This is a genomic window from Celeribacter naphthalenivorans (assembly GCF_020524585.1).
Classification (GTDB): Bacteria; Pseudomonadota; Alphaproteobacteria; order Rhodobacterales; family Rhodobacteraceae; genus Celeribacter; species Celeribacter naphthalenivorans.
Window position 1 is genome coordinate 55,065 of record NZ_JAIVLK010000001.1, and the last position, 26,501, is coordinate 81,565.

The following is a 26,501-nucleotide window of genomic DNA, read 5'->3' on the forward strand; positions in this document are numbered from 1 at the left end:
AGTTCGCACAATTGGTCCAAACCAAAAATCGGACCGAAGCTGGCTTGAGATTAGGTCACGTTCACTGGACAGGGAGAACGACTTGGAACAGGATCTTGCATCCTTGGCTGCCGCGGTTGCGGAGCTACAGGGAAACCACGCCGCGACAAACGGCACGTTTTCCGAGACATTCTACTATCTGACGATCCCGCTCATGGTGCTGATCCATGCCGGGTTCCTCGCATATGAAATGGGCGCATCGCGGTCGAAAAACGCGCTGGCCTCGGGCATCAAGAACATCCTCGCCTTCGCGATGATCGTGCCCTTCTTCTACTTCATCGGTTGGTGGATCTACTGGGCCTTCCCGACAGGTCTGACGCTCTCCGAAGGCGCCATGGGCATCTCCGGTTTGGCCTATGCCAACGAGGTCGCTCTGCCGTGGAGCCAATACATGGGGCCAAACCTTGATGACCGCTCTTCTGGTGTGTTCTGGGGTGCGTTCGTGCTCTTTGCCGCCACCACCGCCTCCATCATGTCCGGCGGTGTGATCGAACGGATCAAACTGACGGGTTTTGTCGTCCTCGCCATCGTTTTGGGCGCTTTCGTCTGGATCCTGGCGGGCGCTTGGGGCTGGCATGCAGACGGCTGGCTTGTGACCAAATTCGGCTATCATGACTTCGGCGCCGCAGGTGTCGTGCACATGATCGCTGGCTTCTTCACGCTGGGTGTTCTGATCAACCTCGGGCCGCGGGTCGGTAAGTTCAACGCCGATGGCACCGCCAATCACATTCCGGGCCACTCGATGCCGATGACGCTCATTGGTCTGATGCTGATCATCGCCGGGTTCTGGGGTTTCCTCATGGGCTGTGTCATCGTTCCGGGCGAAGCCTGGTCCTGGGGCACTGAGATTGAGGCGACGATCTACGGCACGCCGATGACGATCTCCGGCATGACCTTCAACACGCTGATGGCCTTTGCGGGCGGTATCATCGGGGCCTGGATGGTCACGCGCGATCCGTTCTGGATGATGTCCGGCGCTCTGGGCGGGATCATCTCTTCTGCGGCGGGTCTCGACCTCTGGTATCCGCCCATGGCCTTCGCCATCGGTTTCATCGGCGCCTGCATGATGCCCTTTGTCGCCACCTTCATCGAGAAACGCGGCATCGACGATGCGGTTGGCGCCTTTGCGGTGCACGGCTTCCTCGGCATGTGGGGTCTGATCGCGGTCGGTATCGCGGCCCAAGGCTACCCGGCGCTCTTTGGTGAAGACGTCATCGAAACCTCCTTCATCGGTCAGCTGGTGGGTGCGGTCGTGATGGGGCTCATGGGCTTTGTTCCGGGCTATGTCGTCTCCTTCATCCTCAAGGTCACGGGCCAGCTTCGTGTGCCGGAAGAGGCCGAGATCATGGGGCTCGACAAGGTCAAAGTGCCTGCCGAAGCCTACCCTGAATCGCTTCACCCGTCGGTCAGCCCGGCTGAGTGATCCCCAGACATCTGAAAGGACAATCCAATGGAAGCACCATTTGACGCAACCTCCTGGGACGGCATCACGGGCGCCATCTACGCTGGCTACGGCTCCGTCGAAGGTCTCTGGCTCCTCGCCTGCCTCGCCATGGTCGTGATCGCGATCGTGTTCGGTTGGCGCCACGAAGAGCACGCCTACAAGGCGACTGAGAAGAAGAACTGACAACAGTCTGATCTCAAAGAATAGGGTTTCACGCCCTGTCCCCGAACCGGCGGCGCGCCCCGTCGCCGGTTCTCAAAACAAGAAATTGAAACGACGACCCTAAGGATAAAAACAATGATCGCATCATGGAGATTTTCCGCACTGGCGGACCGGCACCGCGCCCTTGGCTCCGATCTCGAAGACTGGAGCGGCATGGGCACCGCCTGGAGCTATGACAAGGATCAGACGGAGGAATATCTGGCGATCCGCACCAAGGCGGGCGTCATGGATGTCTCGGGCCTCAAGAAGGTTTACGTTGTGGGCCCTCACGCCCAATACGTGATCGACAAGGCCACGACCCGCAATATCGAAAAACTGAAACCCGGTCGCTCGACCTATGCCACCATGCTCAATGATGCCGGCAAATTCGTCGATGACTGTGTGATCTACCGCCTCGGGCCGCAGAATTTCATGGTCGTGCATGGTTCCGGCGCGGGGCATGAGCAACTGACGAAATACGCCGCCGGGCGCAATGTCGCGGTGCTGTTCGATGACGATCTGCATGACATTTCGCTGCAAGGGCCGCTGGCCGTCGATTACCTCGAAAAACACGTGCCGGGCATCCGCGATGTGGTTTATTTCAGCCACATCCAAACGACGCTCTTCGGCAAACCGGTGATGATTTCCCGCACGGGCTACACCGGCGAGCGCGGCTATGAGATTTTCTGCCGCCGCCAAGACGCCGTCGAGATCTGGGACACGATCGTGGCCGAGGGCAAGGAGATGGGCATCATCCCGACGCGCTTCACCACGCTCGATTGGCTGCGGGCGGAGAGCTATCTGTTGTTCTTCCCCTATGACAACTCGGAAATGTACCCGTTCGAGGATGAGGCCAACGGCGACACGCTGTGGGAGCTGGGTCTCGAGTTCACCGTCTCGCCGGGCAAAACCGGCTTCCGCGGTGCCGAGGAACATTACCGTTTGAAGGGCAAGGAGCGCTTCAAAATCTACGGTGTGAAGCTCGAGGGCACCACGCCCGCCGCAGAAGGTGCGCCTTTGCTGAAGGACGGCAAAGAGGTGGGCGTCGTGACCATCGGCATGTACTCGCCCCTCAATGAGCACAACGTTGGCATCGCGCGGATGCCGGTCGATTGCGCCGTCGAAGGCACCGAGCTGACGGTCAAGAACCCGGACGGCGAGATCAAGGCCATCGCCCATCCGATGCCCTTCTACGACGTCGATAAGAAACGCCGCACCGCTAAGGGCTAAGCTTCAAGTATAAATAATAACAAATACTTACGAGGCGGGCGCAATCCCGTGCCCGCCTCCTGAGACCAACAGGACCCGTAATGCCCAAGACTGAATTTTCCCCGTCCATCGACAGCCGGCCGACCTACGCCGGGCTTGTCTCGCAAGGTGCCGCCCCCGCGATCATGGTTGCGGATGAGGCGGGCGCTCAGGCGCTCTCCGATCTGGCCGCCTCTGATGCCTCCGTCATGGATCACGCCCATGTGGTGCTGGTCGGTTGTGGCGCGAGCGCTCTCGGCGATGTTACACCCACCGCCCTGCATGAGGCCCCCGATTTCGACGCCGCAACGCCGCTGGTGACCCAGCTTTTGAACACGGCGCGGATGGGCACGCAAATCTATCTCGCAGGCTCCGAAGGGCTGATCGGCCATGTCTCTGCGCTGGCTTTTGCGGCCGGGATGCCGGTCGACGAGATTCAGATGGAACATCGCGGTTCCATCGCGCGGCGGATGCAATGCGTGCATTGCAAGGGCATCACCGAGGATGTCACCACCGATCCCTTTACCTGCGCCCATTGCGGGCTGACGCTTTTCGTGCGCGATCATTTTTCGCGCCGCTTGGGCGTGTTCCAAGGCGTCTGTGTCGATGCGGAAACTCCGGGCGTCGTGCCCGAGGTCGTGGAGATTCAGGCATGAAAAAACTCTGTTTGAAAGTCGCTGCGGTTGAACAACTCTCGCCCTTGGTGAAACGCTTTCGCTTCGAGGACCCGACAGGGGCCTCTTTGCCTGTCTTCTCCGGCGGTGCGCACCTTACGGTCGAAATGCCAGAAGGCGACATGATCCGCCGCAATTCCTATTCGCTGATCTCCGATCCTTATGACGGCAGTGGCTATGAGATCGCCGTGCGTCGCGAAGATAAGGGGCGGGGGGGCTCGCTCTACATGCACACCAAGGTCGCGGAGGGCGATGAGATCACCGTCTCCGTCCCCTCAAACCTGTTCCAGCTTGATCTGCGCGCCCGCAAGCACGTGTTGATCGGCGGCGGCATCGGCATCACGCCGTTCCTGTCGCAACTGCGCCAGCTTGATATGGAGCAGAAGCCCTACGAGCTGCATTACGCCGCCCGCTCACGCGAAGAGGCCGCCGGGATCAGGCTTTTGCCGCAGGCCGCGCATATCCATGTGCATATCTCGGAAGAAGGCGCGCGCATGGACCTTGGCGCCATTCTCGATGGCCAGCCTTTGGGCACGCATGTTTACACCTGCGGCCCCGACGGGTTGATCTCGGCGGTGGCCGATCAGACCGCGCGGTTGGGCTGGCCCAAAACGTCTGTGCATTCCGAAGCCTTCACTGCGCCGCCTCCGGGCGAACCCTTTGATGTGGTGGTGAAATCCTCCGGCAAGACCGTGCATGTGAAAGCCGATCAGAGCCTTTTGGAGGCTTTGGAGGCCGCCAAGGTGGAGATCGATTATTCCTGCCGTGGCGGGGCCTGTGGGCGGTGCCACACCAAGGTGACGGCCTGTGATGGTCGCATCCTGCACAACGACCACTGGCTCTCGGACGACGAGCGCGCCGCACAACAAGACATCATGCCCTGCATGTCGCGTTTCAAAGGCACGCGGCTTGAACTGGACCTGTGAGGAGACATTCCCATGACCATGCAATTCAATGACGAAACCTTCCGGGGCGATTACACCTATCACAACTCCCCCGAGGCAATCCGCCGTTTTCCCTTTCCGTTCGACCAAGACACTTACATGTATTCGGTCAACATCGAACAGCATCCGGGCGGACCGCAGGGCACACCGTTCGAGAAGATGTTCGACGTGGACGAGCATTACGTGGCGGAGATGAAGGACCGCGAGATCACGCTGGCCGAAGATCCGCTGCGCTGTCAGTCGCTGCCGCATATGGAGCTGGCGGGCTGGGATTTGCTCGAACTCATCATGGTGTCGAAGGCCCGGGATTATCCCGATCTTTTCACGCTCCATCGCGACGGCAACGACTGGCACTGGGTCAACAAGCCGCTGGGGATTGAAAAGAATTTCACCTTCCTCGACGCGACCACGCTGCCGTGTGGTCCGATGGAATATATCACGCGCCAGACCCAAGGTGACTTTGCGCTCCTTCATGAGCGCGACAACAACCTCTGGATGGACGCAGGCATGATCACGTCTCAGGCCGACTGGTCGCTGGATTTCGACGTGGGCATGAACTTTTTCGAATGGCATGCGCCGGTGCCGAAAGCCCGCAAGATGGGCGTCTTCGACAAGGCGCTGAAATTCCTTTTGGCGGTGGACCAAGGCCAGCATTATCGCCGGTTGAACTGGACCATGACGGTCAATCCGCGACTGGATACGTCGCCCGAAAACTACCACAAATGGGGCCCGGAAAAGCGCACCGTGACGCCGGAAAACGTCGGCCAGAAACAATTCCTGCGCGTTGAGTTGCAGACGTTTTTCCGCCTGCCGCGTTCAAATGCGCTGGCCTTCCCGATCCGGTGCTACTTGATGAACCTCGAAGATATTGCGTCGAAACCGAAATGGGGCCGCCGTCTGCACCGTGTGCTGCGCGACATCGACCCGGCTCTGGCGGAGTACAAAGGCTTTGCGGTGAACCAGAAAATCATCGTGGACTACCTGTCGCAATTCGATGATGGTGCACCGACGACGCCGGGGATTTTCCCGGACGTGTAAAGGCGCAAAAGAGGATGCGGAATGGCTTGGATCTTGCTCATCATCGCGGGACTTCTCGAAGTGGTCTGGGCGACCTCGATGAAATATTCGAACGGATTCACGGTGCTCTGGCCGAGCGTTTTGACCGTGGTGACCATGATCATCTCGTTCGGACTGTTGTCCGTCGCAATGAAAAGCCTACCCTTGGGCACGTCCTATATGATCTGGGTCGGCATCGGTGCGATCGGGGCCTTTATCGCCGGGATCGTGCTTTATGGCGAGACAGTGAACCTCACGCGCATCGCCGCCGCCGCGCTGATCGTTGCGGGCATGGGGTTGATGAAACTCAGCGCTTAAAGTCCTGCGATTTCTGAGGCTTGCGTCAGGATCGCGGCGCGCAGGCCTTCGGGCTGGGTGTAGCTTTTGCCACAGAGCGGGCCGACCACGTCAATGAGACCGGCGATCATCACGGCCTTATGGGCCACGGTCTCGGGCGGGGTGTCGGGGGAAAACGCCGTCACCATATCCGCGAGACTGCGGATGTGAAACTGACAGGTGGCGGCGAAATATTCTGCCGGACCGTCGAGGCGTTGCGCCAGATCCTTGAGCCCTGTGGTGATCGTCTGCGCGCGCGGCGCAGCACTACGGTCCATGCGAAAATCCAGATAGGCGCGAAAGCGTTCGCGCAGATCGGGCAGGGTGAGCGCGCCACGGTCCCGCAGCTCTTCAAGACGGGTGGCCAAGGCATGGCGCGTCACCGCCGTCAAAAGCGCCTCCTGCGTGGCAAAGTAATACTGCAGATTGCTGAGCCGCATGTCGCAGCGCCGCGCAAGAGCGCGAAAGCTTAGCCCGCTGACGCCCTCGGTCGCCAAAACCTCGACCGCCTCATCAAGCACCTTTTCGACCGTCGCCCGGCTGCGGCTTGAAGGCGCTGTGACGCCGTAGACCTCGCTGGCTGTCGCGCCGGTTTTCAACTGGTCGATCAAGGCATCAAGGGAAAGGGTCATCGTGAAATCTCTGTAAACGTCGTGGGGGCGCACAGCCCCTACTGCGTCGCACCGGAGAGGTCAATTGCTGCAAAAAGGGCGCCCGCGATGGACGCCCTTTTGTTCACGCTTGTGCGGTCCTCAAAGCCGGTTGGAAATCCAGCGGCATTGATAGGGCGCAAAGCTGATGTTGGGTTTTGACAGATCGATTTTCTCGCCCGTCAACAGGTCGTACCAGGCCTCGCCGTCGATCAGGTTGATCGCGATATGCGGCACCTCGACCTCTTTGTCTGTCACATTGTGCAGCGCGAAAATCGACTGATCGCGTTCCGGCGACTGACGCCAGATGCCGAACATGTCTTCGCCCAGCTGCATGGTGAATTGCGTGGCGTTCGGGTGGAAGGCCTTTTGCGCGATGCGAATGGCGATCCGGCGTTTCATCTCGGCCAGCACCCGCGCGTTCTGGCTTTCGGGATCGTCCAGAAGCGCGCGCAGCTCCGGATAGTCCCAGCGGTGGCGGTTGATCGCGCGTTTCACGCCGGTCTTTTCGACGCCCGCATGGTCGTTGTGGGTCGCCAGAAGCGAGTGGATATAGAAGGCCGGCACACCTTCGAGCGCCATGACGATGCTCTGCGAACAGAGGAAGCGATCCACTTGGAGGCCATCTTCGCCCTTGGCAATCGTGCCTTTCAAAGCATCGAAATAGGTGATGTTCAGCTCGTAGGGTTTCTCCGAGCCGTCGGGCAGGGCGCGCATCGACACGAGGCCGCCAAAATCGCGCACGCATTGGATCACCTCGCCCAGTTCTTCGGGCGCCAAAAGCCCCTCCGCTCCGCGGACCCCGATGCCGTCGTGAGAGGCGGCAAAGTTCAGGTACGCACAGCCCAGTTGTGCTGGCGGCATCCGCATCAGCCATTGGTTCAAGTAGGTCGAGGTGCCCGACAAAAGCGCGTGCAGCAACAGAGGCGGCAGAGAGAAATTGTAGATCATATGCGCTTCGTTGCGGTTGCCGAAATAGCTCAGGTTCTCGGCATTGGGCACGTTGGTCTCGGTCAAAAGCACCACGCGCTCCTCTGCATAGTCGCACAAAAGTCGCATCAACCGCACGATGGCATGGGTCTGCGGCAGGTGGATGCAGGTGGTGCCGAGTTCCTTCCAGACAAAGGCCACGGCATCGAGCCGCACGATGCGCACCCCATTGTCGACATGCAACCGCATGATGCGCAGGAACTCGAACAAGACCTCGGGGTTCTTGAAGTCGACATCAATTTGGTCGTGGCTAAACGTACACCAAACGTGTTTCGGCCCATTCACCGTGTTCACTTCGCGCAGCAAAGGCGAGGTGCGGGGGCGGGTGACCTGTGAAAGATCGTCCTCCGGCGAGGCCTCGACAAAGAACTTGTCATAGGGCTCGTGGCCCTGACGGTATTCGGAGAACCAGGTCGACATCGACGATACATGGTTCAGCACCAGATCGGACATCAGGCGGAACTCGCTGCCGATGCGCTGAATATCGGCCCAGTCGCCAAGCTGGCTGTTCACTTGGCGATAATCCGTCACCGCAAAGCCGTCATCGGAGGTAAACGGGAAAAACGGCAGGATATGGACGCCATGCACCGTGCCTTTGAGATAGCGATTGAGGAAATCGCGCAGCAGATCGAGCGGCTTGTGCTGGCCGTCGATCAGAGAATTGCCATAGGTGATGACCAAAGTGTCGGTCTCATTCCAAAGGCTGTTGCCCGGCGCACGGGCGCGCGAGCGCGGCTTGGTGCCTTCGGGCCAAAAGGCGTCGATGATCTGGTCGGCAAGGCGTTTGCTGTCCTGATCCGGGTAAATCTGTTCGATCAAGGCGCGCAGGCGCGTTGAGAATTGCGAAGATGGTTTTGCCATGGGCTTCCCCTGTCTTTTCTTTTTCGTAGACCAGACAGATTTGAGGGGTTCAATGCATGGGCCGGTGAAAGCGGCGCATTCCTGTGCAAAAATTCGGGAAAGCGGAAAGGGCGTTCGCAAATTGCTCTATTTTTGAGCAGTCGAAACAGTTTCGGGTTTGTGCGGCCTGAAAGAGGGGGCGAAAGTCTGGTCCGAGAGACTCAGACGTGATCCCCAAGCGCGGTGTCAATCAACCAGCCACCGGGGCCCGCGATCCGATCGGGAAGCGTGACGATCATCACCTCACGGATCGCGATGGTGGTCATGATGGCCAGAGCCAGTTGATCAAAGCTGATGTTGAACAGGTCCATAGCGATGCTCCCGAAAGTGGTCGTGTAAGAGCTGACAGGCAAATCGGGCCGAAATGCGGCAGGCTTTGGGCGGCTTTGGGTTCCTTTGGCAAAATGCGAAAATGACCTAGCGTCAGCTTCCGAAAGGATCATCTGGGTAGCCAACGCCCACCAGATAAAGCCCCTCCGGCGGACAGACTGGCCCACAGGCGGCGCGATCCTTGGCCTCCAAAGCCTCGGTCACATCCTCGGGCGACCACGATCCCGACCCGACCCGTTCGAGCGTGCCGACAAAGCTGCGCACTTGGTTGTGTAGGAACGACCGCGCCCGGAAATAGAACCGAAACTCTTGCCCGTAGGGGATGTCCGAGACCTCAACGCGCGCCTCGTCCAGCGTCTTCACCGGGCTGTCCGCCTGACACATGGTCGAGCGAAAGGTTGTGAAATCATGCAGGCCGATCAACCGATCTGCGCCCGCCTGCATCGCTTGGGCGTCCAGCTCATGATTGACCCGCCACGCCAGCCCTGCGTCATGCACCAACGGCGCACGGCGCGACACCAGCCGAAACATATAGCGCCGCTCCAGTGCCGAAAACCGCGCGTGCCAGTCGTCGTCCACGCGGGCGGCTTTCAGGATCGCAACGGGGTTGGGTTTCAGATGATGGTTTAGGGCCTCGCTCAATCGAAACGGGTCCCAGCCCTTCGCCATATCGCAATGCGCCACCTGACCCGTGGCATGAACGCCCGCGTCGGTGCGCCCGGCGGCGCCGATCCCCGGACAATCGGGTTCGAGTTTGCGCAAAGCCTCCTCCACCGCCTGTTGCACGGAGGGGTGCTCTTTCTGGCGTTGCCAACCGGCAAAAGGCGCGCCGTTGTATTCGATCAAAAGGGCGTATCTGGGCATGTGGCGGCTTTAACGCGGCGGGGAAGGCGCGTCCAGTCTTTCTCCCTTACAACCACGCGCGCGAGTGCCTATGTTGAACGTGTAAACATCCAAGATGGGGCGGCAGATTTGATCCTCAACACGATTGCAGACCGGATTGTCCGGGGCGTTGAAACCGTTCAGGACGGCGTGCATGAGGCGCTGTTCGAACCGGTGGTTCGGCTGGGCGTCACGGGGCTGTCGCGCGCGGGCAAAACGGTGTTCATCACCTCGCTCGTGGCCAATCTTCTGGACCGGGGTCGGATGCCGCAATTCGGGCCGTCCTCCGCGATCACCGCCGCCTATCTTCAGCCGCAGCCCGACGATACCGTGCCGCGCTTTGACTATGAAAGCCACCTCTCCGCGCTCACCGCGCCCGAGCCGCATTGGCCCGACAGCACCCGCGCCGTGTCCGAATTGCGCCTGTCGTTCAAGGTGCGGCCTGCGGGTTTGCTTGGTGGTTTGACGGGGCAAAAGACGGTGCATCTCGACATCGTGGACTATCCCGGCGAATGGCTTTTGGACCTTGGACTGATGGAGAAATCTTTCTCTGAGTGGTCTGCCGAGGCTTTGCAGGCTGCGCGTGACCGGGCGGAAGGGGAGGCGTTCCTTGCGGCTCTGGACGCCGCCGATCCGAGCGCAAAACAGGACGAACCCACCGCCAAATCTCTGGCCCAAAGCTTCACCGCCTACCTGCAATCCGCCCGTGCGGCGGGCTATTCCGATTGCACGCCGGGGCGGTTTTTGCTGCCCGGTGAGTTGGAAGGCTCGCCTGTCCTGACCTTTGCCCCTCTGCCTGCGGGTGAGGCCCCGCGCGGCTCGCTGCATCGCGAATTCGAGCGCCGTTTCGAGGCCTATAAGCGCGAAGTGGTGAAACCGTTTTTTCGCGATCATTTCTCTCGCATTGATCGCCAGATCGTGTTGGTCGATGCGCTAGGTGCGATCCATTCCGGGCCGAAGGCGGTCGAAGACCTGCGCCGCACCATGGCCGATATTCTCTCTGCCTTCCGCCCCGGTCGGGTGGGGCGGATCATGTCTTTGCTCGGTCAGCACAAGGTCGAAAAAATCCTCTTTGCCGCCACCAAAGCCGACCACATCCACCACAGCCAACACCCGCGCTTGACTGCGATTATGGAGGCCTTGGTGCGAGATGCCCGCGACCGCGCCGATTTCGCAGGCGCCTCGACGCAGGCGATGTCTCTAGCGGCACTTCGCGCCACGGTCGAGGAGACCATGGACCATCAGGGGCAGAGACTCGATGTGGTGCGCGGCATGACCGAAAGCGGCAAACAGGCGGCGTTTTATCCCGGCGAGTTGCCCGAAGATCCGGCGCATATCCTGTCGCCCGCGCGTAAAGGGGCGGAGCGCTGGCTGGATGCGCAGTATGAAATCATGAAATTCCGTCCCGCGCGGCTCACCCTGCGCCCTGGCGAAGGGCCGCCGCATATCCGGTTGGATCGCGCCGCTGAGTTTTTGATCGGAGACAAGCTATGACAGACAATCAGCCGAGTCGTGGCCCGATCCTGATCGAGCTGGAAGACGCGCCGACGATCACCCCCTCCACCGCCGATCCCGTCCCCGATCTCGCACCTTTGGCGCGGCCTGCCGCGATGGAACGGGTGGCGGTACTGGTTGGGCGCAAACCTTCGGCCTTGGCGCGCTGGTTCTGGCGGCTCTTCGCGGCGCTTTTTGCCTTTACCGTCTCGATCCTGACCTATGACGCCATCATGGGGCTGATCGCGGCGCATCCGATGTTGGGCTATGTCGCACTTGGACTGACGGGGGCGTTTGTCGTTGTTTTGGCCGCGATTGCGATCCGGGAACTGTCGGCCTTCGCCCGGCTCAAACGCATCGATACGCTGCAAAAGGCGGCAGTGGACGCGATGGGGGCCGCCGATCTGAAAGCCGCGAAAGGCGTCGCCGACAAGCTTTTGTCGGTCTACGCGCATCGCCCGGAGCTGAACTGGGGCAAGGATCGGTTTCGCGAACGCGAGGCCGAAGTCTTCGATGCCGACGGGCTTTTGGGGCTGGCGGAAACGGAGATTCTCGTGCCGCTCGACGCCGCGGCGCGTCGTGAAGTCGAAGCCGCCGCGCGTCAAGTCGCCACTGTCACCGCCCTTGTGCCGTTGGCTTTGGCGGATGTGTTTACCGCATTGACCGCGAACCTGCGGATGATCCGCCGGATCGCAGAGATTTACGGCGGGCGGTCTGGCACGTTGGGGTCTTGGCGGGTGACGAAATCTGTGCTCACGCATCTGGTCGCGACCGGGGCCGTCGCCGTGGGCGACGATCTGATCGGCACCATGGCCGGTGGTGGTGTGATGGCGAAAGTGTCACGCCGCTTTGGCGAGGGGGTGGTCAACGGCGCCCTGACGGCGCGCGTGGGCGTGGCCGCCATCGAAGTCTGCCGCCCGCTGCCGTTCATGAAAGCCAAAAAGCCGTCAGTGTCGGGAACGGTGAAGCGGGCTTTGACCGGGTTGTTCGATAAGGGGGAGTGAAGCGCGAGCGCATGACCGGGGGCAGGCCTAGGGGCTGTCGACGACGCACTTTATCTTCGCAAAATCCGGGCGACATGAAGGCGAAACCTGCCGTTTCAAAATCGCCTGACCGAGGGACGGTCATGCGATGGCGCGGCGGACTGCGTCCTTGTTCCGCGCCAAGGGGGGCTTAGAACAGCTTCGGCGGCGCGTCTTTCGGCTGATCGCGCTGCATGATCCCCATGCGAAACGCCCGCCCGATGCGATGCGCCATTTCCGACCATTTCGCCGCCGTCTCGGGGTCGAGCTCTGCGGTGAGGGTTTCGTCGAAGAGCTCGAGCCACATGGCAAAGTGATGCTCTTTCACCTCTGGCGCCATCAGGTGGACGCGTTGCGGAAAGCCGTCGTATTGCCGCTCGTGCAGGATCGCGTTGCGCCAGAACCGGCCGATCTTTTCCTCATGCGCAGGCCAGTCCTCGACATGGGCACCGAACACGGGGCCGAGTTCAGGGTGTTGGCGAACGCCTGCGTAAAACCGGGCGAGGACGCGGTCCATCTCGTCGTGGCTGATCTCGAATTTCGGGGGCAGGGCGGAACGAGGCTCTGACATCGGGGGCTCCTTGAGCGTTTCGCTAAAGGTATATTCTCGATGGTCTTTTTCCACCAGTGCCGGAATGTCGCGCATATTCCGACTGTTTTACTTTCCATTCCTGAGTGTTTTTATAGTTGAGAAAATATGTCAACTATTTGATTTTGTTGAATATTTTGTTGACTTCTTCGTTCCGTGCGCCTAAATCACTCTCAGCAAGGACGAAAAGCCACCCATCGCAGGCAGCCATTCTCCCAGCCGCTTCAGCCCAATAGCCAAAACCTATGAACCCGGATCGGGGAGTGTCGCCATGTCTGATACCGCTTGCAAAACCTGTGCCTTCTTTGAGCTTAAGGCTGTTGAAACCGACGCCAAAGGCGAATGCCGTTTCAACCCGCCGACCTTCCTGACCGAAGCAGAACACAAAGGCATGTGGCCGGTTGTGAAATCCGACGACTGGTGCGGTCAGTTCGAACAAAACGCCGCTTGAGATTACGCGCTCCAGCCAGACAGCGACCGAAGCACGCCAGGAAACACCTAGGCCAGCCACGCCGCCCTCTCGCCAGACAGCACATGAGAAAGGGATGCCACAGATAGGATCTGCGGCGTCCCTTTTTCCTATTCGGTTTTCACATGCAGCCCCTGTCAAGACGGGTTTACCGCCCGCAAGCCGCGTCCTATAAGGCGCTTATGACATTCATGGTCGCGATCATTATTCGAATTATCAGCCCGGCGCTCTGATCTCAAAGATCCTACGAGCCGCCGGGACAAGGCGTATGGAGACCCGCGCCGCCCTCGAATTTACCGACCATTCCTCCCAAGGACAAAATCCATGTGTTCCGAGACGACCACACCCGAGTATAAAGACACGCTCAATCTGCCGAAAACCGATTTCCCGATGCGCGCGGGCCTGCCGAACCGCGAGCCGGGCTGGCTTGAACGCTGGGCGCAGATCGACGTCTATGAAACGCTCCGCGCCAAGGGCAAGGCCGACGGCCGCCCGTCCTTCGTGCTGCACGACGGCCCTCCCTACGCCAACGGGCATCTGCACATCGGCCACGCGCTGAACAAGACGATCAAGGACATCATCACGCGTTCGCATCAGATGATGGGCTTTGACGCGCGCTATGTGCCAGGCTGGGATTGTCACGGTCTGCCGATCGAATGGAAGATCGAAGAGAAATACCGCGAAAAAGGCAAGAACAAGGACGAGGTTCCGGTGGTGGATTTCCGCCAGGAATGCCGCGCCTTTGCCGATGAATGGGTGAACGTCCAGCGCGAAGAATTCAAACGTCTGGGCGTCTACGGCAAGTGGGACGATCCGTACCTGACGATGAATTTCCACGCCGAGGCGGTGATCGCCGAGGAATTCATGAAATTCCTGATGAACGGCACGTTGTACCAAGGCTCCAAACCCGTGATGTGGTCGCCGGTCGAAGAGACAGCATTGGCCGAGGCCGAAGTCGAATATCACGACAAGGAAAGCCCGACGATCTGGGTGAAATTCGCCGTCGCAAACGAGGGTGCGGACCTTCAGGGCGCCTATGTCGTGATCTGGACCACCACACCCTGGACCATCCCGTCGAACAAGGCGGTGGTCTACGGTGCCGATTACAACTACGGCCTCTATGAGGTCACCGGCACGCCGGATGAATGCTGGCTCAAGGTCGGGGAGAAATATGTTCTCGCCGACAAGCTCGCGGCGCAGTGTTTCGCCAAGGCGCGCCTTGCCGAGGATCAATGGACCCGCGTCCGCGATGTCCCGACCTCTGAGTTCGAAGGGCTGGGGCTTCTGCACCCGCTCGCCGGTGCCGAAGGTGCCAATGGCGAATGGGACGATCTGCGCGACTTCCGTGCCGCGCCTTTCGTGACCGATGACGAGGGCACGGGCTTTGTCCACTGTGCGCCCTCGCACGGCATGGAAGAATTCGAGCTCTACCGCGATTTCGGCATGCTCGAGCAGGTGATCACCTATAACGTCATGGACGACGGCAGCTTCCGCGAAGATCTGCCCTTCTTCGGCGGCAAGCGCATCCTGCGCGACAAGCCGAAGAAAGGCGATTGGGAGGGTGACGCCAACGCCGCCGTGATCGCCAAACTCACCGAGGTGTGCGGCCTCATGGCACGCGGTAAGATCAAGCACAGTTATCCGCACAGCTGGCGTTCGAAAGCGCCGGTGATCTTCCGCAACACGCCGCAATGGTTTGCCGCCGTGGACCGCAAGCTGGACGACGGCATGGACACCTATGGCGACACGATCCGCACGCGCGCGCTGACCTCCATCGACGAGCTGGTGAAATGGACGCCGCAGACCGGGCGCAATCGTTTGTACTCGATGATCGAGAACCGCCCCGACTGGGTGCTCTCGCGTCAACGCGCCTGGGGTGTGCCGCTGACCTGCTTTACGAAAAAGGGTCTGTTGCCGACCGAGGACGGGTTCCTCTTGCGCAATGACGAGGTCAACGCCCGCATCTCCGCCGCTTTCGAAGAAAAAGGCGCGGATGTCTGGTACGAAGAGGGCTTCAAGGAGAAGGTGCTGGACGGCATCGTCGACCCGGCCGACTACGATCAGGTCTATGACGTGCTGGACGTGTGGTTCGACTCCGGCTCGACCCACGCCTTCGTGCTGCGTGACCGCGAAGACGGCACGCCCGATGGCATCGCCGATGTTTATATGGAAGGCACCGACCAACACCGCGGCTGGTTCCATTCGTCCCTCTTGCAGGCCTGTGGCACCAAAGGCCGTGCGCCCTATAAAAACGTTGTGACGCACGGGTTTACGCTGGATGAGAAGGGGATGAAAATGTCCAAATCTCTCGGCAATACCATCGTGCCGGAGCAGATCGTCAAACAATATGGCGCCGACATCCTGCGGCTTTGGGTGGCGCAGACGGATTACACCGCCGATCAGCGGATCGGGTCGGAAATCCTCAAAGGTGTCGCCGACAGCTACCGTCGTCTGCGCAACACCATGCGCTATATCCTTGGCTCGCTGAATGATTTCACTGAGGCGGATCGTCTTGATGCCGCTGAAATGCCGGAGTTGGAGCGCTGGGTGCTGCACCGCATTGCGGAACTCGACACCACGGTGCGCGAGGGCTACGAGACCTTCGATTTCTCCGGTGTCTGGCAGGCGGTGTTCAACTTTGCGACCGTCGATCTGTCGTCCTTCTACTTCGACGTGCGTAAGGATGCGCTCTATTGCGATGGCGACACCACCCGTCGTCGCGCCGCGCTGACCGTGCTGGACGTTCTGTTCCATCGCCTGACCACATGGCTCGCCCCGATCCTCGTGTTCACAATGGAAGAGGTCTGGCTTGAACGCTTCCCGGGCGACGACAGCTCTGTGCACCTCGTGGACTTCCCCGAGGTCACGCCGGGCTGGCTCGATGGCGAATTGGCGTCGAAATGGGCGGGCATCCGCAAGGCGCGCCGCGTCGTGACCGCCGCCCTCGAAGTGCAGCGCCGCGACAAGGTGATCGGCGCCTCTCTGGAGGCCGCGCCCACCGTGCATGTCGAGGACGAGGCTGTGTTGGCCGCGCTCAAGACCGTCGATTTCGACGATCTCTGCATCACCTCGGCGATTGCGCTGACCGGCGATCCGGCGCCATCAGAGGCCTTCCGCCTCGAAGGCGAGGTCGATGGTATCGGTGTGGTGTTCGAAAAGGCCGAAGGCGAGAAATGCGAACGCTGCTGGAAAATCTTGCCGGATGTTGGCAGCCACAGTCACGCCGGCGTCTGCGGTCGCTGCGACGAAGCACTCGGTTAAGTCACGCAAGACAACATGGGAAGGGCGGACCATATGGTCCGCCCTTTTTTGTGGGTTAGTTGCTGAATAATCCCAAACGCTCCTGCATTTTGGCATAAAATTCTGCTGGATTTTTGCCCTGTGAGGAGGCGATGCGATCCAGCAGAGCATGAAAGACATGATGCGCGTTGGTCTTTTCAAGAGTGGGCCGGGAGTCGCGAGGCTGTTCCGAGATCTCGCGATCAGCATTCTGCTCGGGAGCTGTCTGGGCGTCGCCGCTTGCCTCAGCGGGATCGAAATTTTTCAACATATAGGCGTCGGTGATGTCACTTTGGACCACTGCGCGGTCTTCGGACGTGAAAATGGGCTTCGGCGTTATTTTATGCCCCTCCTGATCCAAGAAAAACGCAGTTGAATCGGTCTTGCCACTGTCCTGGTGGGCACTGTCCTGCTGGGCACTGTCCTGACGGGAAAGGCGAGAGGCAGAAGAAAAAGGGGATTGGAAATTGGCGTCCATAAACTGTGAAATGTTCATAGCGTAGTCCTTTCTGGCCTGACGAACATGGCATCAGGATCGCGCCGAAAGGTTGATAAAACAGAAACCAAGTTTGCAATGCCGATCCGGGCCAGCGTTTTACCGGTGCTTTATCTCTAAGATTTTAGATAAATGGATCTGACCTCAGCCCGCGTCCTTATAGGCGTCCTCGACCCATTTCCATTCTTCTTCGGTCAAAAGCCCGTCGCCATCCTGATCGTAAAGCGCCAAAGCCTGTGCCAGCTGCGCAAAGAAGTCTTCCTGCGTGATCCGTGTGATCGTGGCGACCTCGCGCAAATTCGGTCCGGTAGGTTGTGTGTCGTCCGCCATCTGTCATCCCCAAAACTGCCCCAAACGTGCCCCGAGTTTAGGGCAGAGGAAGTGAAGAAATCGTAAGCTCTCATAGAAACTTAAAGCGGTTCCGCAAAAACGAAAACATGGCTTTTAGGCGAGGTTCGGACGCTCTAGCCCTGTTTGGCGCGCGGATGGGCGGCCTCATAGACCTGCAACAGGCGCGCGTTGTCGACGGCGGTGTAGGTCTGAGTCGTCGACAGAGACGCATGGCCCAAAAGCTCCTGAATCGCCCGCAAATCACCGCCCGCATTCAACAGATGCGTGGCGAAGGAGTGGCGCATCGCGTGGGGCGTGACGGAAGAAGGCAGGCCAAGCTGCATGCGCGCGGCTTCGGTCACCTTCGCAATCAAACGCGGGTTGAGGGCGCCGCCACGGGTACCGCGAAACAGCGGTGCCTCTGGCGTCATATCATAGGGGCAAAGCCGCACGTAGTCCGCGACCGCGCGCCGCGCGGCGGGCAGCACCGGCACGATGCGCTCCTTGTTGCCCTTGCCGACAATACGGATCACCTCGCCCAGAGGGACATCCCCGCCGGTCAGCGACAGGGCCTCTGAAATCCGCAAACCGCAGCCGTATAATAACGTCACCACCGCCACATTGCGCGCCGCGATCCAAGGCTCGTCATGTTGCACCTCGACCGTCGAAAGCATCTCTTTGGCCGCGTCCGGCGACAGCGGGCGGGGCAGCTTCTTTTGAAACTTCGGCGAGCGGGTGGAGAGCACCGCAGTGGCGTCAAACCCGTCGCGTTCGGCCAGCCAGCGGGTGAAGGTTTTAACCGCCGACAAAGACCGCGCCAGCGAACGCGGCGCCACGCCCCGGCTGCGCTCACGCGCCATCCAGGCGCGCATGTCGGTGATGCGCAGCTTGGCGATCTGGGCGGGGCCAAAGCCACCGCCCTCATGTTCAGCGAGAAAACTGAGCCAGCCCGAGACATCGCGCCCGTAGGCAGTGATCGTGTTCTCGGAGGCGGATTTCAACGCGCGCTCGTGATCGAGCCAGCGCGCCAACGTGTCGCGCATCCCCTCTGTGATCTTGAGGCTCATCCCAGCCAGCGGCGCATCAATTTTTCGAACACGCCGGAGAAGAAGGTCAAAAGATCGGTGCCCTGGGTCGGGCGGAACATATGCGGGTCCTCAGACCCGAACACCAACAGTCCCGGCAGGCGACCGGGGCCGAAATCCAAGGTCATCAAGGCCTCGGAATGAATAAACCCGGTGTTGTCGCCATAGATCACATCGGTCTCCGGTGCGACTTGGCGCAGGGTGACAGCGCGCACGGGGACATTGCGGCCATAAGTGATATAGGCCTCGATGAAACCGGGCTCTGCGGTGATCAACACATCGCCGAGCTTGCGCGTGGCGGGTTCGTCGTTTTCGACTTTGGTCTCCAACACAAGCCGCACGGAATCGACGCGCAGGGTCTGGGCGATCTCACCCGACAAGGCCTTGAGAAACGGGGTGAATTCGGTGGGTTCCAAAAGCTGCAACACGGCGCGGTGGATCTGATTGGTGCCGGCGAGGTTCTCGTAAGCGGCGGCGATCACGCCGCGATGGGTGTCCTCGAGACGGTCGAGTCGGTCCTCGAGCCGCTCCATCGCCAGCCCGCGCAGATCGACGACATTGGACCCTGTGCTGCGTTCATTCGCGGCGATCAGCGCGCGCATCACGTCTTGGTCGTCCAACACCATATCAGGGTCGGAAATGATTTTTTCGCGCAGCTCTTCAGCCATGGGCGAGATGCCCCGGGGGAGTTGGGTGCTCATATTGCCTCGTCGTTTACTCGATCCGCCGGTTTTCCGGTCGTTGAGCCAACTATGACCGCAGGGGAGGCCCGTTTCAAGCCTCTTGCGTCTCATCCTCTGTCGCGACAACGGCGTCACGGTAGGCTTCGGGCACCTCGCTGTGCCAGGCCTCGTTGAAAATCCAACGTTTGCGGTCTTCGAATTCCGGCTCTCCTTCGAGGGCAGAAATTCGCGCCTCATGGGCGGCGCAGGCGGCGTCATGCAGCGCGGCCAATTGGGTGTCTTGCAACAGGCGCTCATATTCGGCCTTGGCGGCGGCGCGCAGGTGGCTCAGGTCGCTGGTGGTGAAATCATGGTGGTTGCGGGTGCGCCAATAGCGGTTCGAGGCCATTTTATTGGCCACCACCACATCACCGCGATGCATTTTCACAAGAAAGGATTCGAGCGAGCGCAGCGGGAAATGGTCCAAGGACACCAGATCGTAAGCCCCGCGGCAATCAAAGCCATTGGCCTCCGGATCGTCCAAAAACTCGCGCCGCATCCGTCCCGATCCATCGAGCCAGCGCACCGTGCCGAAACTTTCCGACAGGTCCGGGCGGTGGTTGCGCACGGCGGTCACGCGGGGGCTCATCTTGGTGATGCTTTTGACGCCACGATGGGCTTTCTTCTCGCCGGGGCCGGGGTTCTGATGGCCGGGGAATTGTTCGGTCAGCCAGCCGCGCTCATAACGCAGCCGATCGTTCGAGCCATGGTTGATCTCGGACATCGACAGCACGTCAAAGTCGCCCGCCGCCTCCACCAGATCGGCAAACCGCCCGTCGCCTGCGCGGATGTTGATGAACTCGTCCACATCCATCGAAATCACGTAATCCGCCTCGCGAAATTCGCGGGTGTAGGGCAGGTAGCGCAGCATCACCGGCTGGAAATTCGTGGCCTCCTGACCCAGCGCCGGGTTGGGCAGGTGATGCACCAGCCCCATGTCGTCGAGTCGGTCCAAAAGCTGATCCGTGCCGTCGGTGCAATCATTGGTGAAGATCAGGAAATCCGTGACGCCCACGACCCGATGCCAGGCGAGCCATTCCAAAATGAACGGCCCTTCGTTTTTCATGCAGGTCGGCACCAAAACGCGCGGCGGGGTTTGCTCCGCCGCTGCACGGAATCGCCTGCGCGGCATCATCGCGCCCTCGGGCACCTGACCCGGCACTTTCACCCGCTCGAAACAGATCATCCGCTTGCCGTCCTCGGTGTCGGGGGCGGGCATAAATCCTTTGGTGCCCAGCATGTCGACGAACTCGCGCAACGCGTCCTGACCGTAGACGGCGGGCGTCACCTCGATGATCAGATGATCCACCCGGTTCAGATCGGCCGCGTCGAACAAAGGCAGTTCCAAGCCCTGAAGCGTGCAGAGGATCACCGTCGGATCCACCTCCTCGATCAGCTTCGGCAGCGGCAGGTTTTCGAGCGTGACGGTCTCGCTGGGCCTGTCCGCCTCCGGGGCGAGCGAGCTGTCCCAGAGCGGATCACGCAGGTAAAATTCGGCCTTTTTCACGCCCGCGCGCTCCACCGGCATGCCGATGTAAAGCGTGGCATTCTCGACCCCGTTTTGGGCCCAGAGCGCGGTGATATAGTCCTTATAGGCCGGGTTGACTTCGACGGCGGCGACACGTTCGACGCCTTTGGTCTTGGCGGAAATCGCGGCCACGACGCCGATTTCCGTGCCCAGCTCCAAAAGCCGCGCGCCGGGGCGCAGGACCTTGTCCAAATGCGCGAGTTTCGCCTTGGCGTAGTTCTGGCGGCTGAGCCGACGCGCGATTTTCGGAGAAATCAGCGCGGGGTCATTCGGGACGATCAGGCCCCCCAGCTCAAATTTCTGTTCCGTGTCGCTCATACGCTTGCCGCTCACTTTTGTCTTAAAACCCCGCACATCTTGGCGTGGGAAGCCGGGTTTTGAAAGGGGTATAAGTGTGATGATTTAAAAATAGAAAAACGCCCCCATGTGGCCCGAAAGTTTGGCATGGAGGCGTCTTGTTGTTTTGAAAAGAGGGCTAAGATCAGACGATCTTGATGCCAGCCTCTTCGGCGTCTTTCACGAATTGCGCCAGACCTTTGTCGGTCAGCACATGGTTCGCCATCGCCTTGATCACATTGGCAGGCGCCGTGATCACATCGGCACCGATTTTCGCGCAATCCGAAATGTGGTTCACGGTGCGGATCGAAGCGGCGAGAATTTCGGTCTCATAGCCGTAGTTGTCGTAGATCGTGCGGATGTCTTCGATCAGTTCAAGCCCGTCGAGGTTGATGTCGTCCAGACGCCCGATGAACGGCGAAATGAAGGTCGCACCGGCTTTTGCAGCCAAAAGCGCTTGGTTCGCGGAGAAACAAAGCGTCACGTTGATCTTGTGACCCTCGGAAGCCAGCGTTTTACAGGCTTTGAGACCATCGAGCGTCAACGGCAGCTTGATCACAACGTTGTCGGCGATCTGCGCCAGCTTGCGGCCTTCTGCGACCATGGCGTCATAGTCGAGCGCCACAACTTCTGCGGAGACCGGGCCATCGACGATGTCGCAAATCTCTTTCGTCACTTCGAGAATGTCGCGACCGGATTTCTTGATCAGCGACGGGTTGGTGGTCACACCGTCCACGAAGCCAAGATCGTTCAGCTCGCGGATGGCATCCACATCGGCGGTATCAACAAAGAATTTCATGGGGCGTCCCTTTTGTGTGTCACAGGCTTTGATGTGCGGCGTGTCTCAAACCGCTTCTTCCGGTGCACTCATACGTCATCACGGGACGCGGAGAAAGGCAAAACCGTGTGAGATACAGGCGCTTTGTTCGCGCTAACTTCGAGGGAGGCCCTTTCTCTTTGCTCATTGGTTGCCTGTCCCACGTGTGATCGAGTGAAGTCAGGTTTTATGCGGAGATTTTTTTGATGGGCGCCCGTCGGAGCGTTTGGTCCCTTGCGCGAAAGATTTTGTTTGGCCTTGGGAGGCTTGTCTTTTACGCCCTCGTCGAGGGGCCTGTTTTCTGCATTCTGGCCTTCTTTCAATACATTTAGTTTATTCCCGGCGATGGCATATATCTTCCCCATATCCGGTTATCCGCTTTTCGTTATTGTCGCATAGCGGTTCTTGGCTGAGGGCAAGCGTAGCCTGCGAAAGACAACCTTTGCGCGATGCCTTGCTTTTTTAGGGTGGCTCGTGGTTTTTTACATTCTTGTGCTGATGTCGCTTTGGGAATTGCAGTTTAATCCTCCGCTGGAACAGGCCGCTGTTTGGAGTGTGTTCGCCGTATCAGGGGGCGCGGCAACTGCAACCTCGGAATTCCTTTGGTATCGTCTGCAAACCCGGATGGCCGCTCGGTGTGCCGCATGGAGGGTTGAAAGCGCCTGACACAGATGCGCACTCATTCGCGGCTTTTCCCCTCCGTCGAAACCTCCTAAAGCTGGTGCCATGCGTGACGCCGAATTTTACCCCGAAGGCCATCTGGTTGCCGTTTTGACCTGTGAACCGCTCGACCGGACGCTGGATTACAAGGCGCCCGAGGGCGGTGTCGCCATGGGCGCTTTTGTCGAGGTGCCTCTGGGCCCGCGCAGGGTTCTGGGCTGTGTCTGGGGCGAGGGCATTGGCGGCTTTGATCTCTCAAAGGCGCGCTCGATCTCGACGGTGCTGGACCTCGCGCCGATGCGCGAGGAGATGCGGCAGTTCCTCGAAAAAGTCGCCGCCTACACACTCACCCCCATGCCTGCCATGCTGCGCCTCGCGACCCGCGCGCCGGGGCTGATGAACCCGCCGGGGATGCGCAAGGTGTATCGCCGGGGCGAGGGGCGCCCGCCGCGTGAAACCGAGGCGCGCACAAAGGTTTTGGAGACCTTGGACGAATACGGCGGGCTGTCGTTTACGCTTAAGGAACTCGCTGACACGGCGGGGGTCACGGCCTCAGTCGTCAAGGGGATGCTGTCCTCGGGCGCGGTGATCGAAGAGGACACGCCCCGCGATCTGCCCTATCGCCGCCTCGATGCCAGTGCGCCCGGCAAAGAGCTGACCGAAGCGCAAGAGGCCGCCGCAAGCGCACTCCGCGAAGATGTCGCCGCCGAGCGCTATTCCACCACGCTTTTGAAGGGCGTCACAGGGTCCGGCAAGACCGAGGTCTACCTCGAAGCCGTAGCTGAATGTCTCAAACAGGGGCGGCAGGCCCTTGTGCTTTTGCCCGAGATCGCGCTCACCTCCGCTTTCCTCACCCGCTTCGAAGAACGCTTTGGCGCGCGGCCTGCCGAATGGCACTCGGGCGTCACCATGACCGAACGCCGCCGCGTCTGGAAAATGGTCGGCGAAGGCGGCGCGCAGGTGGTGATCGGCGCGCGCTCTGCGCTTTACCTGCCGTTTCAAAACCTTGGGTTGATCGTGGTCGATGAGGAGCACGACGGCTCTTATAAGCAAGAGGACGGGGTGCATTACAACGCCCGCGACATGGCTGTGCTGCGCGCGTCGCTGTGCTCTGCGACGGTCGTTCTGGCCTCGGCCACGCCGTCCTTGGAGACCTGGGCCAATGTCGAGGCGGGCAAGTACAAGCGCCTCGATCTCGAGAGCCGCTATGGCCCCGCCGTGATGCCCGACATGCATGCGCTCGATATGCGGGGGGAAAAGCTGCCCTCAACTCGGTTTATCTCCGACACTTTGGTCGGCGCGGTGAAAAAGCGGATGGAGCGGGGCGAGCAAAGCCTTTTGTTCCTCAACCGTCGCGGCTTCGCACCCGTCACGATTTGCCGCGCCTGCGGGCATCAGATCGCTTGCGATCATTGCGATGCGCGGATGGTTGAACACAGGTTTCTCAAACGCCTGATGTGCCATCAGTGCGGTGAGACAAAGCCGATGCCAGAGGCCTGTCCGTCTTGTGGCGTCGAGGGGCGGCTGGCGCCCGTCGGTCCCGGCGTCGAGCGTCTGGCCGAGGAGGTCGCCGAACGCTTCCCGGAGGCGAAATGTGCGGTGCTCTCCTCCGACCTCTTTGCCTCTGCGCGGGCGCTGAAAGAGCAGATTCAACTGATCGCTGAGGGCGACACGGACATCATCGTCGGCACGCAGCTGGTGGCGAAAGGGCATAACTTCCCGAACCTCACGCTCGTCGGCGTGATCGACGCGGATCTGGGGCTGCAAGGGTCGGACCTGCGCGCCGCCGAGCGCACCTTTCAGCTCATGCGTCAGGTCGCGGGGCGGGCCGGTCGGTCGGAGAAAAAGGGCGTCGCGCTGTTGCAGACCTATCAGCCCGAGCATCCAGTTATCCGCGCGATCCTGTCGGGCGACGAAGAGGGCTTTTGGCGCGCCGAGGCTGCCGAGCGCAAAATGGCGGGCGTGCCGCCCTATGGGCGCATGGCAGGGATCATTCTGTCGGGGCCGGATTTGGCGGTGGTGACGGATGTCGCCAATCATCTCTCTCGCATTGCGGGGCCGCTGCAACGCATCAACGCTCAGCTTTTCGGGCCTGCGCCTGCGCCGATTGCCCGTGTGCGCGGGCGGCATCGCATCCGCTTTCTGGTCAAGGCCGAGAAGACCGCACCGATACAGGCCGCACTGGCCGCTTGGGTCGGGCAGGTGAAACTGCCCAACAACGTCCGGCTTCAGATCGACATTGATCCGCAGAGTTTTTGGTGAGGTGAGGGGCGCTGCCCCTCTTGCGCGATGCGCAATTCACCCCGGGATACTTACAGACAAAAGAAAGCCGCTCAGCCGAAAGCCTTCGGGTAGATCAGCTCTTTGGTTTTGGCCTTTGCCGGGCCTGCGGCCAGCGTGTGATCCAGCGGGTAGGGGGAAGCAAATCCCTCCGCGATCGGTGTGAAGCCGCAGCGGGAATAGAACGCCGGATCGCCCAAAACGACGAGGGTTTGGCCCGAGAGTTCCGCCCATTGGGTGATCATGCCCACGAGACGACGCCCGTAACCGCGTGATTGCAGGTCCGGGCGGATCGCGACAGGGGCGAGGCAGAGCCAGCCCTTGGGCGCGGTCATTTTGGAAAGCGCCGCGTAGCCGATCACCTCGCCCGCCATGGGCAGGACCATTTCGCCCGCAATGGCGCGGGATTTGCGCAGGGTCTCGACCAGTTGCGCCTCATTCTTTTGGCCGAACGCGGCGGTCAGGAGGTCCGCGACGGCGGGTTCCTCGCCGCGTTTCATCTCGCGCATGAAGTCGGGCGTTTTAAGCATGGCGCAGGGCTTTCAGGTAGAGGGCGGCAAAGAGGACCTCGGTGATCACGGCCACCAGAATGCCGGGACCCACCCGACCCAAGGCCCATTCGGTGAGGCCCAGCATCGCGATGGTGATCAGGAAAATGGTTCCGGCGGAGAGCAGCACGCGTTGGACTTTCGGGTGCTCTATGTCCGCCAGTTGCAGATAGAGCAGGCCCAGAGGCGCGAAGAGAAGCCCTGCGCGGCGGGCCATGACCTCGGCGCCCGTCGAAGGGTCTATGCCGAAGATCGTGCCGAAGAGGCCGGGGGCCAAAAGAAGCCCCGCACAGAGCGCGAAGAAGAGACAGGCGCTGAGGCGAAACAGCAGGATGTTGGACATGGGCATCTCCGAAATGGGTCTGGCCTTTGAACCCTGATCTGCCGTGGCGCGCAAGGTTTGGGGGCACTCAGAAAAGATGTTTGTGCAGGAAATGTGGTTCAAGTGGACAATCCGGGCGGCGCGTTCCGGGGAAGACCGGGGCAGGGATCGCCTCGAAGCGCAGGCTTTTGGCGGACCAGTTCCATTCCTGCGCCTCTGTGAGCAGCACGCCGTGGAAGGTCCAGAAGTTGCTGGATTTAAACCCGGTTTCGTCGGTGTAAAACGCAAGCCCGCGCAGCTCCGCGATAGAGGTGATCGGGTCGCCGGAACGGGCGACACAATAGGGCTCACCTTCGGTCAGGCTTGCGATCTGCGTAACGGCGCGGGTCATGGCAAAGAGGGACCAGAGCGAGATCAAAGTGACAACGAGGAGGAGGGCTTTTCCTCTGCGGGAGCGATGTGCCCAAAGACCGATCAGCGCGGCCCATGTGACGAAGAGATAGAGAAAGATATGCGTTGTGCCGGGGCCTGACATGATCAGGATCAGGAGACTTGGCAACCAGAGGAGCGAGATCAGGGTGCGGACCGCCACGGAAGGGGTTGGCAGCAGAAGCGCCAGAGGCGCGAAGAGGGGCGCGAGGGCGAGGCCGATAAATAGCGTGAAAAACAGCGCGCTTATGAGGCCGTCACTGACAGCACTTGGAAATTTCTCGAACAGCTCTCCCAGAGGAATCGGCATGGCGCCGAATGTGGCGAGCACATAAAGGAGCGTGAACAGCCAAAGGTGCAGGGCGTTGAACGACATGAGACACAACCAAACAAAAAGGGGC

Annotated in this window: 26 protein-coding genes; 12 read left to right on the forward strand and 14 right to left on the reverse strand. The window is 60.4% G+C overall.

Annotated features, from left to right (window positions below; all coding sequences use genetic code 11):
• The first annotated feature begins 82 nt into the window (after nt 1–82).
• The 7 genes from LC094_RS00240 (at nt 83) to LC094_RS00270 (ending at nt 5,924) form a co-directional block, all read left to right on the forward strand.
• Nucleotides 83–1,462, forward strand: a complete 1,380-nt coding sequence (locus LC094_RS00240) for an ammonium transporter (protein ID WP_226548934.1) — start codon at nt 83–85, stop codon at nt 1,460–1,462.
• A gap of 27 nt (nt 1,463–1,489) precedes the next feature.
• Nucleotides 1,490–1,666, forward strand: coding sequence for a hypothetical protein (locus tag LC094_RS00245; protein ID WP_167599695.1), 177 nt, complete (start codon nt 1,490–1,492; stop codon nt 1,664–1,666).
• Nucleotides 1,667–1,780: 114 nt separating this feature from the next.
• Nucleotides 1,781–2,914, forward strand: coding sequence for an aminomethyltransferase family protein (locus LC094_RS00250; RefSeq protein ID WP_226548937.1), 1,134 nt, complete (start codon nt 1,781–1,783; stop codon nt 2,912–2,914).
• 80 nt (nt 2,915–2,994) lie between these two features.
• A complete protein-coding gene (locus LC094_RS00255) occupies nt 2,995–3,588 on the forward strand; it encodes a dimethylamine monooxygenase subunit DmmA family protein (RefSeq protein WP_226548940.1) in 594 nt (197 codons plus the stop codon).
• A complete protein-coding gene (locus LC094_RS00260; protein ID WP_226548945.1) occupies nt 3,585–4,532 on the forward strand; it encodes a PDR/VanB family oxidoreductase in 948 nt (315 codons plus the stop codon). Before LC094_RS00255 ends, LC094_RS00260 begins: the two co-directional genes overlap by 4 nt.
• A 12-nt stretch (nt 4,533–4,544) precedes the next feature.
• Nucleotides 4,545–5,588, forward strand: coding sequence for a heme-dependent oxidative N-demethylase family protein (locus LC094_RS00265; protein WP_226548947.1), 1,044 nt, complete (start codon nt 4,545–4,547; stop codon nt 5,586–5,588).
• Nucleotides 5,589–5,609: 21 nt separating this feature from the next.
• The gene (locus LC094_RS00270; RefSeq protein WP_226548950.1) at nt 5,610–5,924 is read left to right on the forward strand and encodes a DMT family transporter; all 315 of its coding nucleotides are present in this window, start codon (nt 5,610–5,612) and stop codon (nt 5,922–5,924) included.
• On the opposite strand, the gene LC094_RS00275 is transcribed toward LC094_RS00270, so the two are convergent.
• The 4 genes from LC094_RS00275 to truA form a co-directional block, all read right to left on the reverse strand.
• Complete coding sequence (locus LC094_RS00275; RefSeq protein ID WP_226548953.1) at nt 5,921–6,574, reverse strand: TetR/AcrR family transcriptional regulator; 654 nt, start codon at nt 6,572–6,574, stop codon at nt 5,921–5,923. The two genes, LC094_RS00270 and LC094_RS00275, sit on opposite strands and share 4 nt — an antisense overlap.
• Nucleotides 6,575–6,694: 120 nt before the next feature.
• On the reverse strand, nt 6,695–8,443 hold the full coding sequence (locus LC094_RS00280; RefSeq protein ID WP_226548957.1) for a sugar phosphorylase: 1,749 nt from the start codon (nt 8,441–8,443) through the stop codon (nt 6,695–6,697).
• 200 nt (nt 8,444–8,643) lie between these two features.
• Nucleotides 8,644–8,793, reverse strand: coding sequence for a hypothetical protein (locus tag LC094_RS00285; protein ID WP_226548959.1), 150 nt, complete (start codon nt 8,791–8,793; stop codon nt 8,644–8,646).
• Nucleotides 8,794–8,905: 112 nt separating this feature from the next.
• Entirely contained in the window at nt 8,906–9,676 is a 771-nt protein-coding gene (truA, locus tag LC094_RS00290; RefSeq protein WP_226548961.1) for a tRNA pseudouridine(38-40) synthase TruA, read from the reverse strand.
• A 108-nt stretch (nt 9,677–9,784) separates the two neighbouring features.
• Between truA and LC094_RS00295 the strand changes: the two genes are divergently transcribed.
• A complete protein-coding gene (locus LC094_RS00295) occupies nt 9,785–11,188 on the forward strand; it encodes a YcjX family GTP-binding protein (protein WP_226548962.1) in 1,404 nt (467 codons plus the stop codon).
• Nucleotides 11,185–12,192 (forward strand): YcjF family protein, encoded by a 1,008-nt coding sequence (locus LC094_RS00300; RefSeq protein WP_226548964.1) that lies wholly within the window; start codon nt 11,185–11,187, stop codon nt 12,190–12,192. Before LC094_RS00295 ends, LC094_RS00300 begins: the two co-directional genes overlap by 4 nt.
• Before the next feature lie 169 nt (nt 12,193–12,361).
• Here LC094_RS00300 and LC094_RS00305 read toward each other — a convergent pair whose 3' ends face one another.
• A complete protein-coding gene (locus LC094_RS00305; RefSeq protein WP_226548966.1) occupies nt 12,362–12,781 on the reverse strand; it encodes a group III truncated hemoglobin in 420 nt (139 codons plus the stop codon).
• A 289-nt stretch (nt 12,782–13,070) separates the two neighbouring features.
• Between LC094_RS00305 and LC094_RS00310 the strand changes: the two genes are divergently transcribed.
• On the forward strand, nt 13,071–13,250 hold the full coding sequence (locus LC094_RS00310) for a hypothetical protein (RefSeq protein ID WP_066705990.1): 180 nt from the start codon (nt 13,071–13,073) through the stop codon (nt 13,248–13,250).
• A gap of 342 nt (nt 13,251–13,592) precedes the next feature.
• Complete coding sequence (gene ileS, locus LC094_RS00315) at nt 13,593–16,529, forward strand: isoleucine--tRNA ligase (protein WP_226548968.1); 2,937 nt, start codon at nt 13,593–13,595, stop codon at nt 16,527–16,529.
• Nucleotides 16,530–16,584: 55 nt separating this feature from the next.
• Here ileS and LC094_RS00320 read toward each other — a convergent pair whose 3' ends face one another.
• The 6 genes from LC094_RS00320 to fsa form a co-directional block, all read right to left on the reverse strand.
• A complete protein-coding gene (locus tag LC094_RS00320) occupies nt 16,585–17,043 on the reverse strand; it encodes a hypothetical protein (RefSeq protein WP_226548970.1) in 459 nt (152 codons plus the stop codon).
• A gap of 144 nt (nt 17,044–17,187) precedes the next feature.
• On the reverse strand, nt 17,188–17,373 hold the full coding sequence (locus tag LC094_RS00325; RefSeq protein ID WP_226548973.1) for a hypothetical protein: 186 nt from the start codon (nt 17,371–17,373) through the stop codon (nt 17,188–17,190).
• Nucleotides 17,374–17,507: 134 nt separating this feature from the next.
• Nucleotides 17,508–18,440, reverse strand: a complete 933-nt coding sequence (locus LC094_RS00330) for a tyrosine recombinase XerC (RefSeq protein WP_226548975.1) — start codon at nt 18,438–18,440, stop codon at nt 17,508–17,510.
• Complete coding sequence (locus LC094_RS00335) at nt 18,437–19,159, reverse strand: DUF484 family protein (RefSeq protein ID WP_226548977.1); 723 nt, start codon at nt 19,157–19,159, stop codon at nt 18,437–18,439. The genes LC094_RS00330 and LC094_RS00335 overlap by 4 nt, the downstream gene beginning before the upstream one ends.
• Before the next feature lie 73 nt (nt 19,160–19,232).
• Complete coding sequence (locus LC094_RS00340) at nt 19,233–21,026, reverse strand: glycosyltransferase family 2 protein (RefSeq protein ID WP_226548979.1); 1,794 nt, start codon at nt 21,024–21,026, stop codon at nt 19,233–19,235.
• Nucleotides 21,027–21,189: 163 nt separating this feature from the next.
• Entirely contained in the window at nt 21,190–21,843 is a 654-nt protein-coding gene (gene fsa / locus LC094_RS00345; protein ID WP_226548981.1) for a fructose-6-phosphate aldolase, read from the reverse strand.
• Between the two features lie 744 nt (nt 21,844–22,587).
• Between fsa and LC094_RS00350 the strand changes: the two genes are divergently transcribed.
• On the forward strand, nt 22,588–24,783 hold the full coding sequence (locus LC094_RS00350) for a primosomal protein N' (protein ID WP_226548983.1): 2,196 nt from the start codon (nt 22,588–22,590) through the stop codon (nt 24,781–24,783).
• Nucleotides 24,784–24,854: 71 nt separating this feature from the next.
• Here LC094_RS00350 and LC094_RS00355 read toward each other — a convergent pair whose 3' ends face one another.
• The 3 genes from LC094_RS00355 to LC094_RS00365 form a co-directional block, all read right to left on the reverse strand.
• Nucleotides 24,855–25,331: a GNAT family N-acetyltransferase gene (locus tag LC094_RS00355; protein WP_226548985.1), complete on the reverse strand. Its 477-nt coding sequence runs from the start codon at nt 25,329–25,331 to the stop codon at nt 24,855–24,857.
• A complete protein-coding gene (locus LC094_RS00360; protein WP_226548987.1) occupies nt 25,324–25,692 on the reverse strand; it encodes a hypothetical protein in 369 nt (122 codons plus the stop codon). The genes LC094_RS00355 and LC094_RS00360 overlap by 8 nt, the downstream gene beginning before the upstream one ends.
• A 67-nt stretch (nt 25,693–25,759) precedes the next feature.
• Nucleotides 25,760–26,476 (reverse strand): hypothetical protein, encoded by a 717-nt coding sequence (locus LC094_RS00365; protein ID WP_226548989.1) that lies wholly within the window; start codon nt 26,474–26,476, stop codon nt 25,760–25,762.
• Nucleotides 26,477–26,501: the final 25 nt, after the last annotated feature.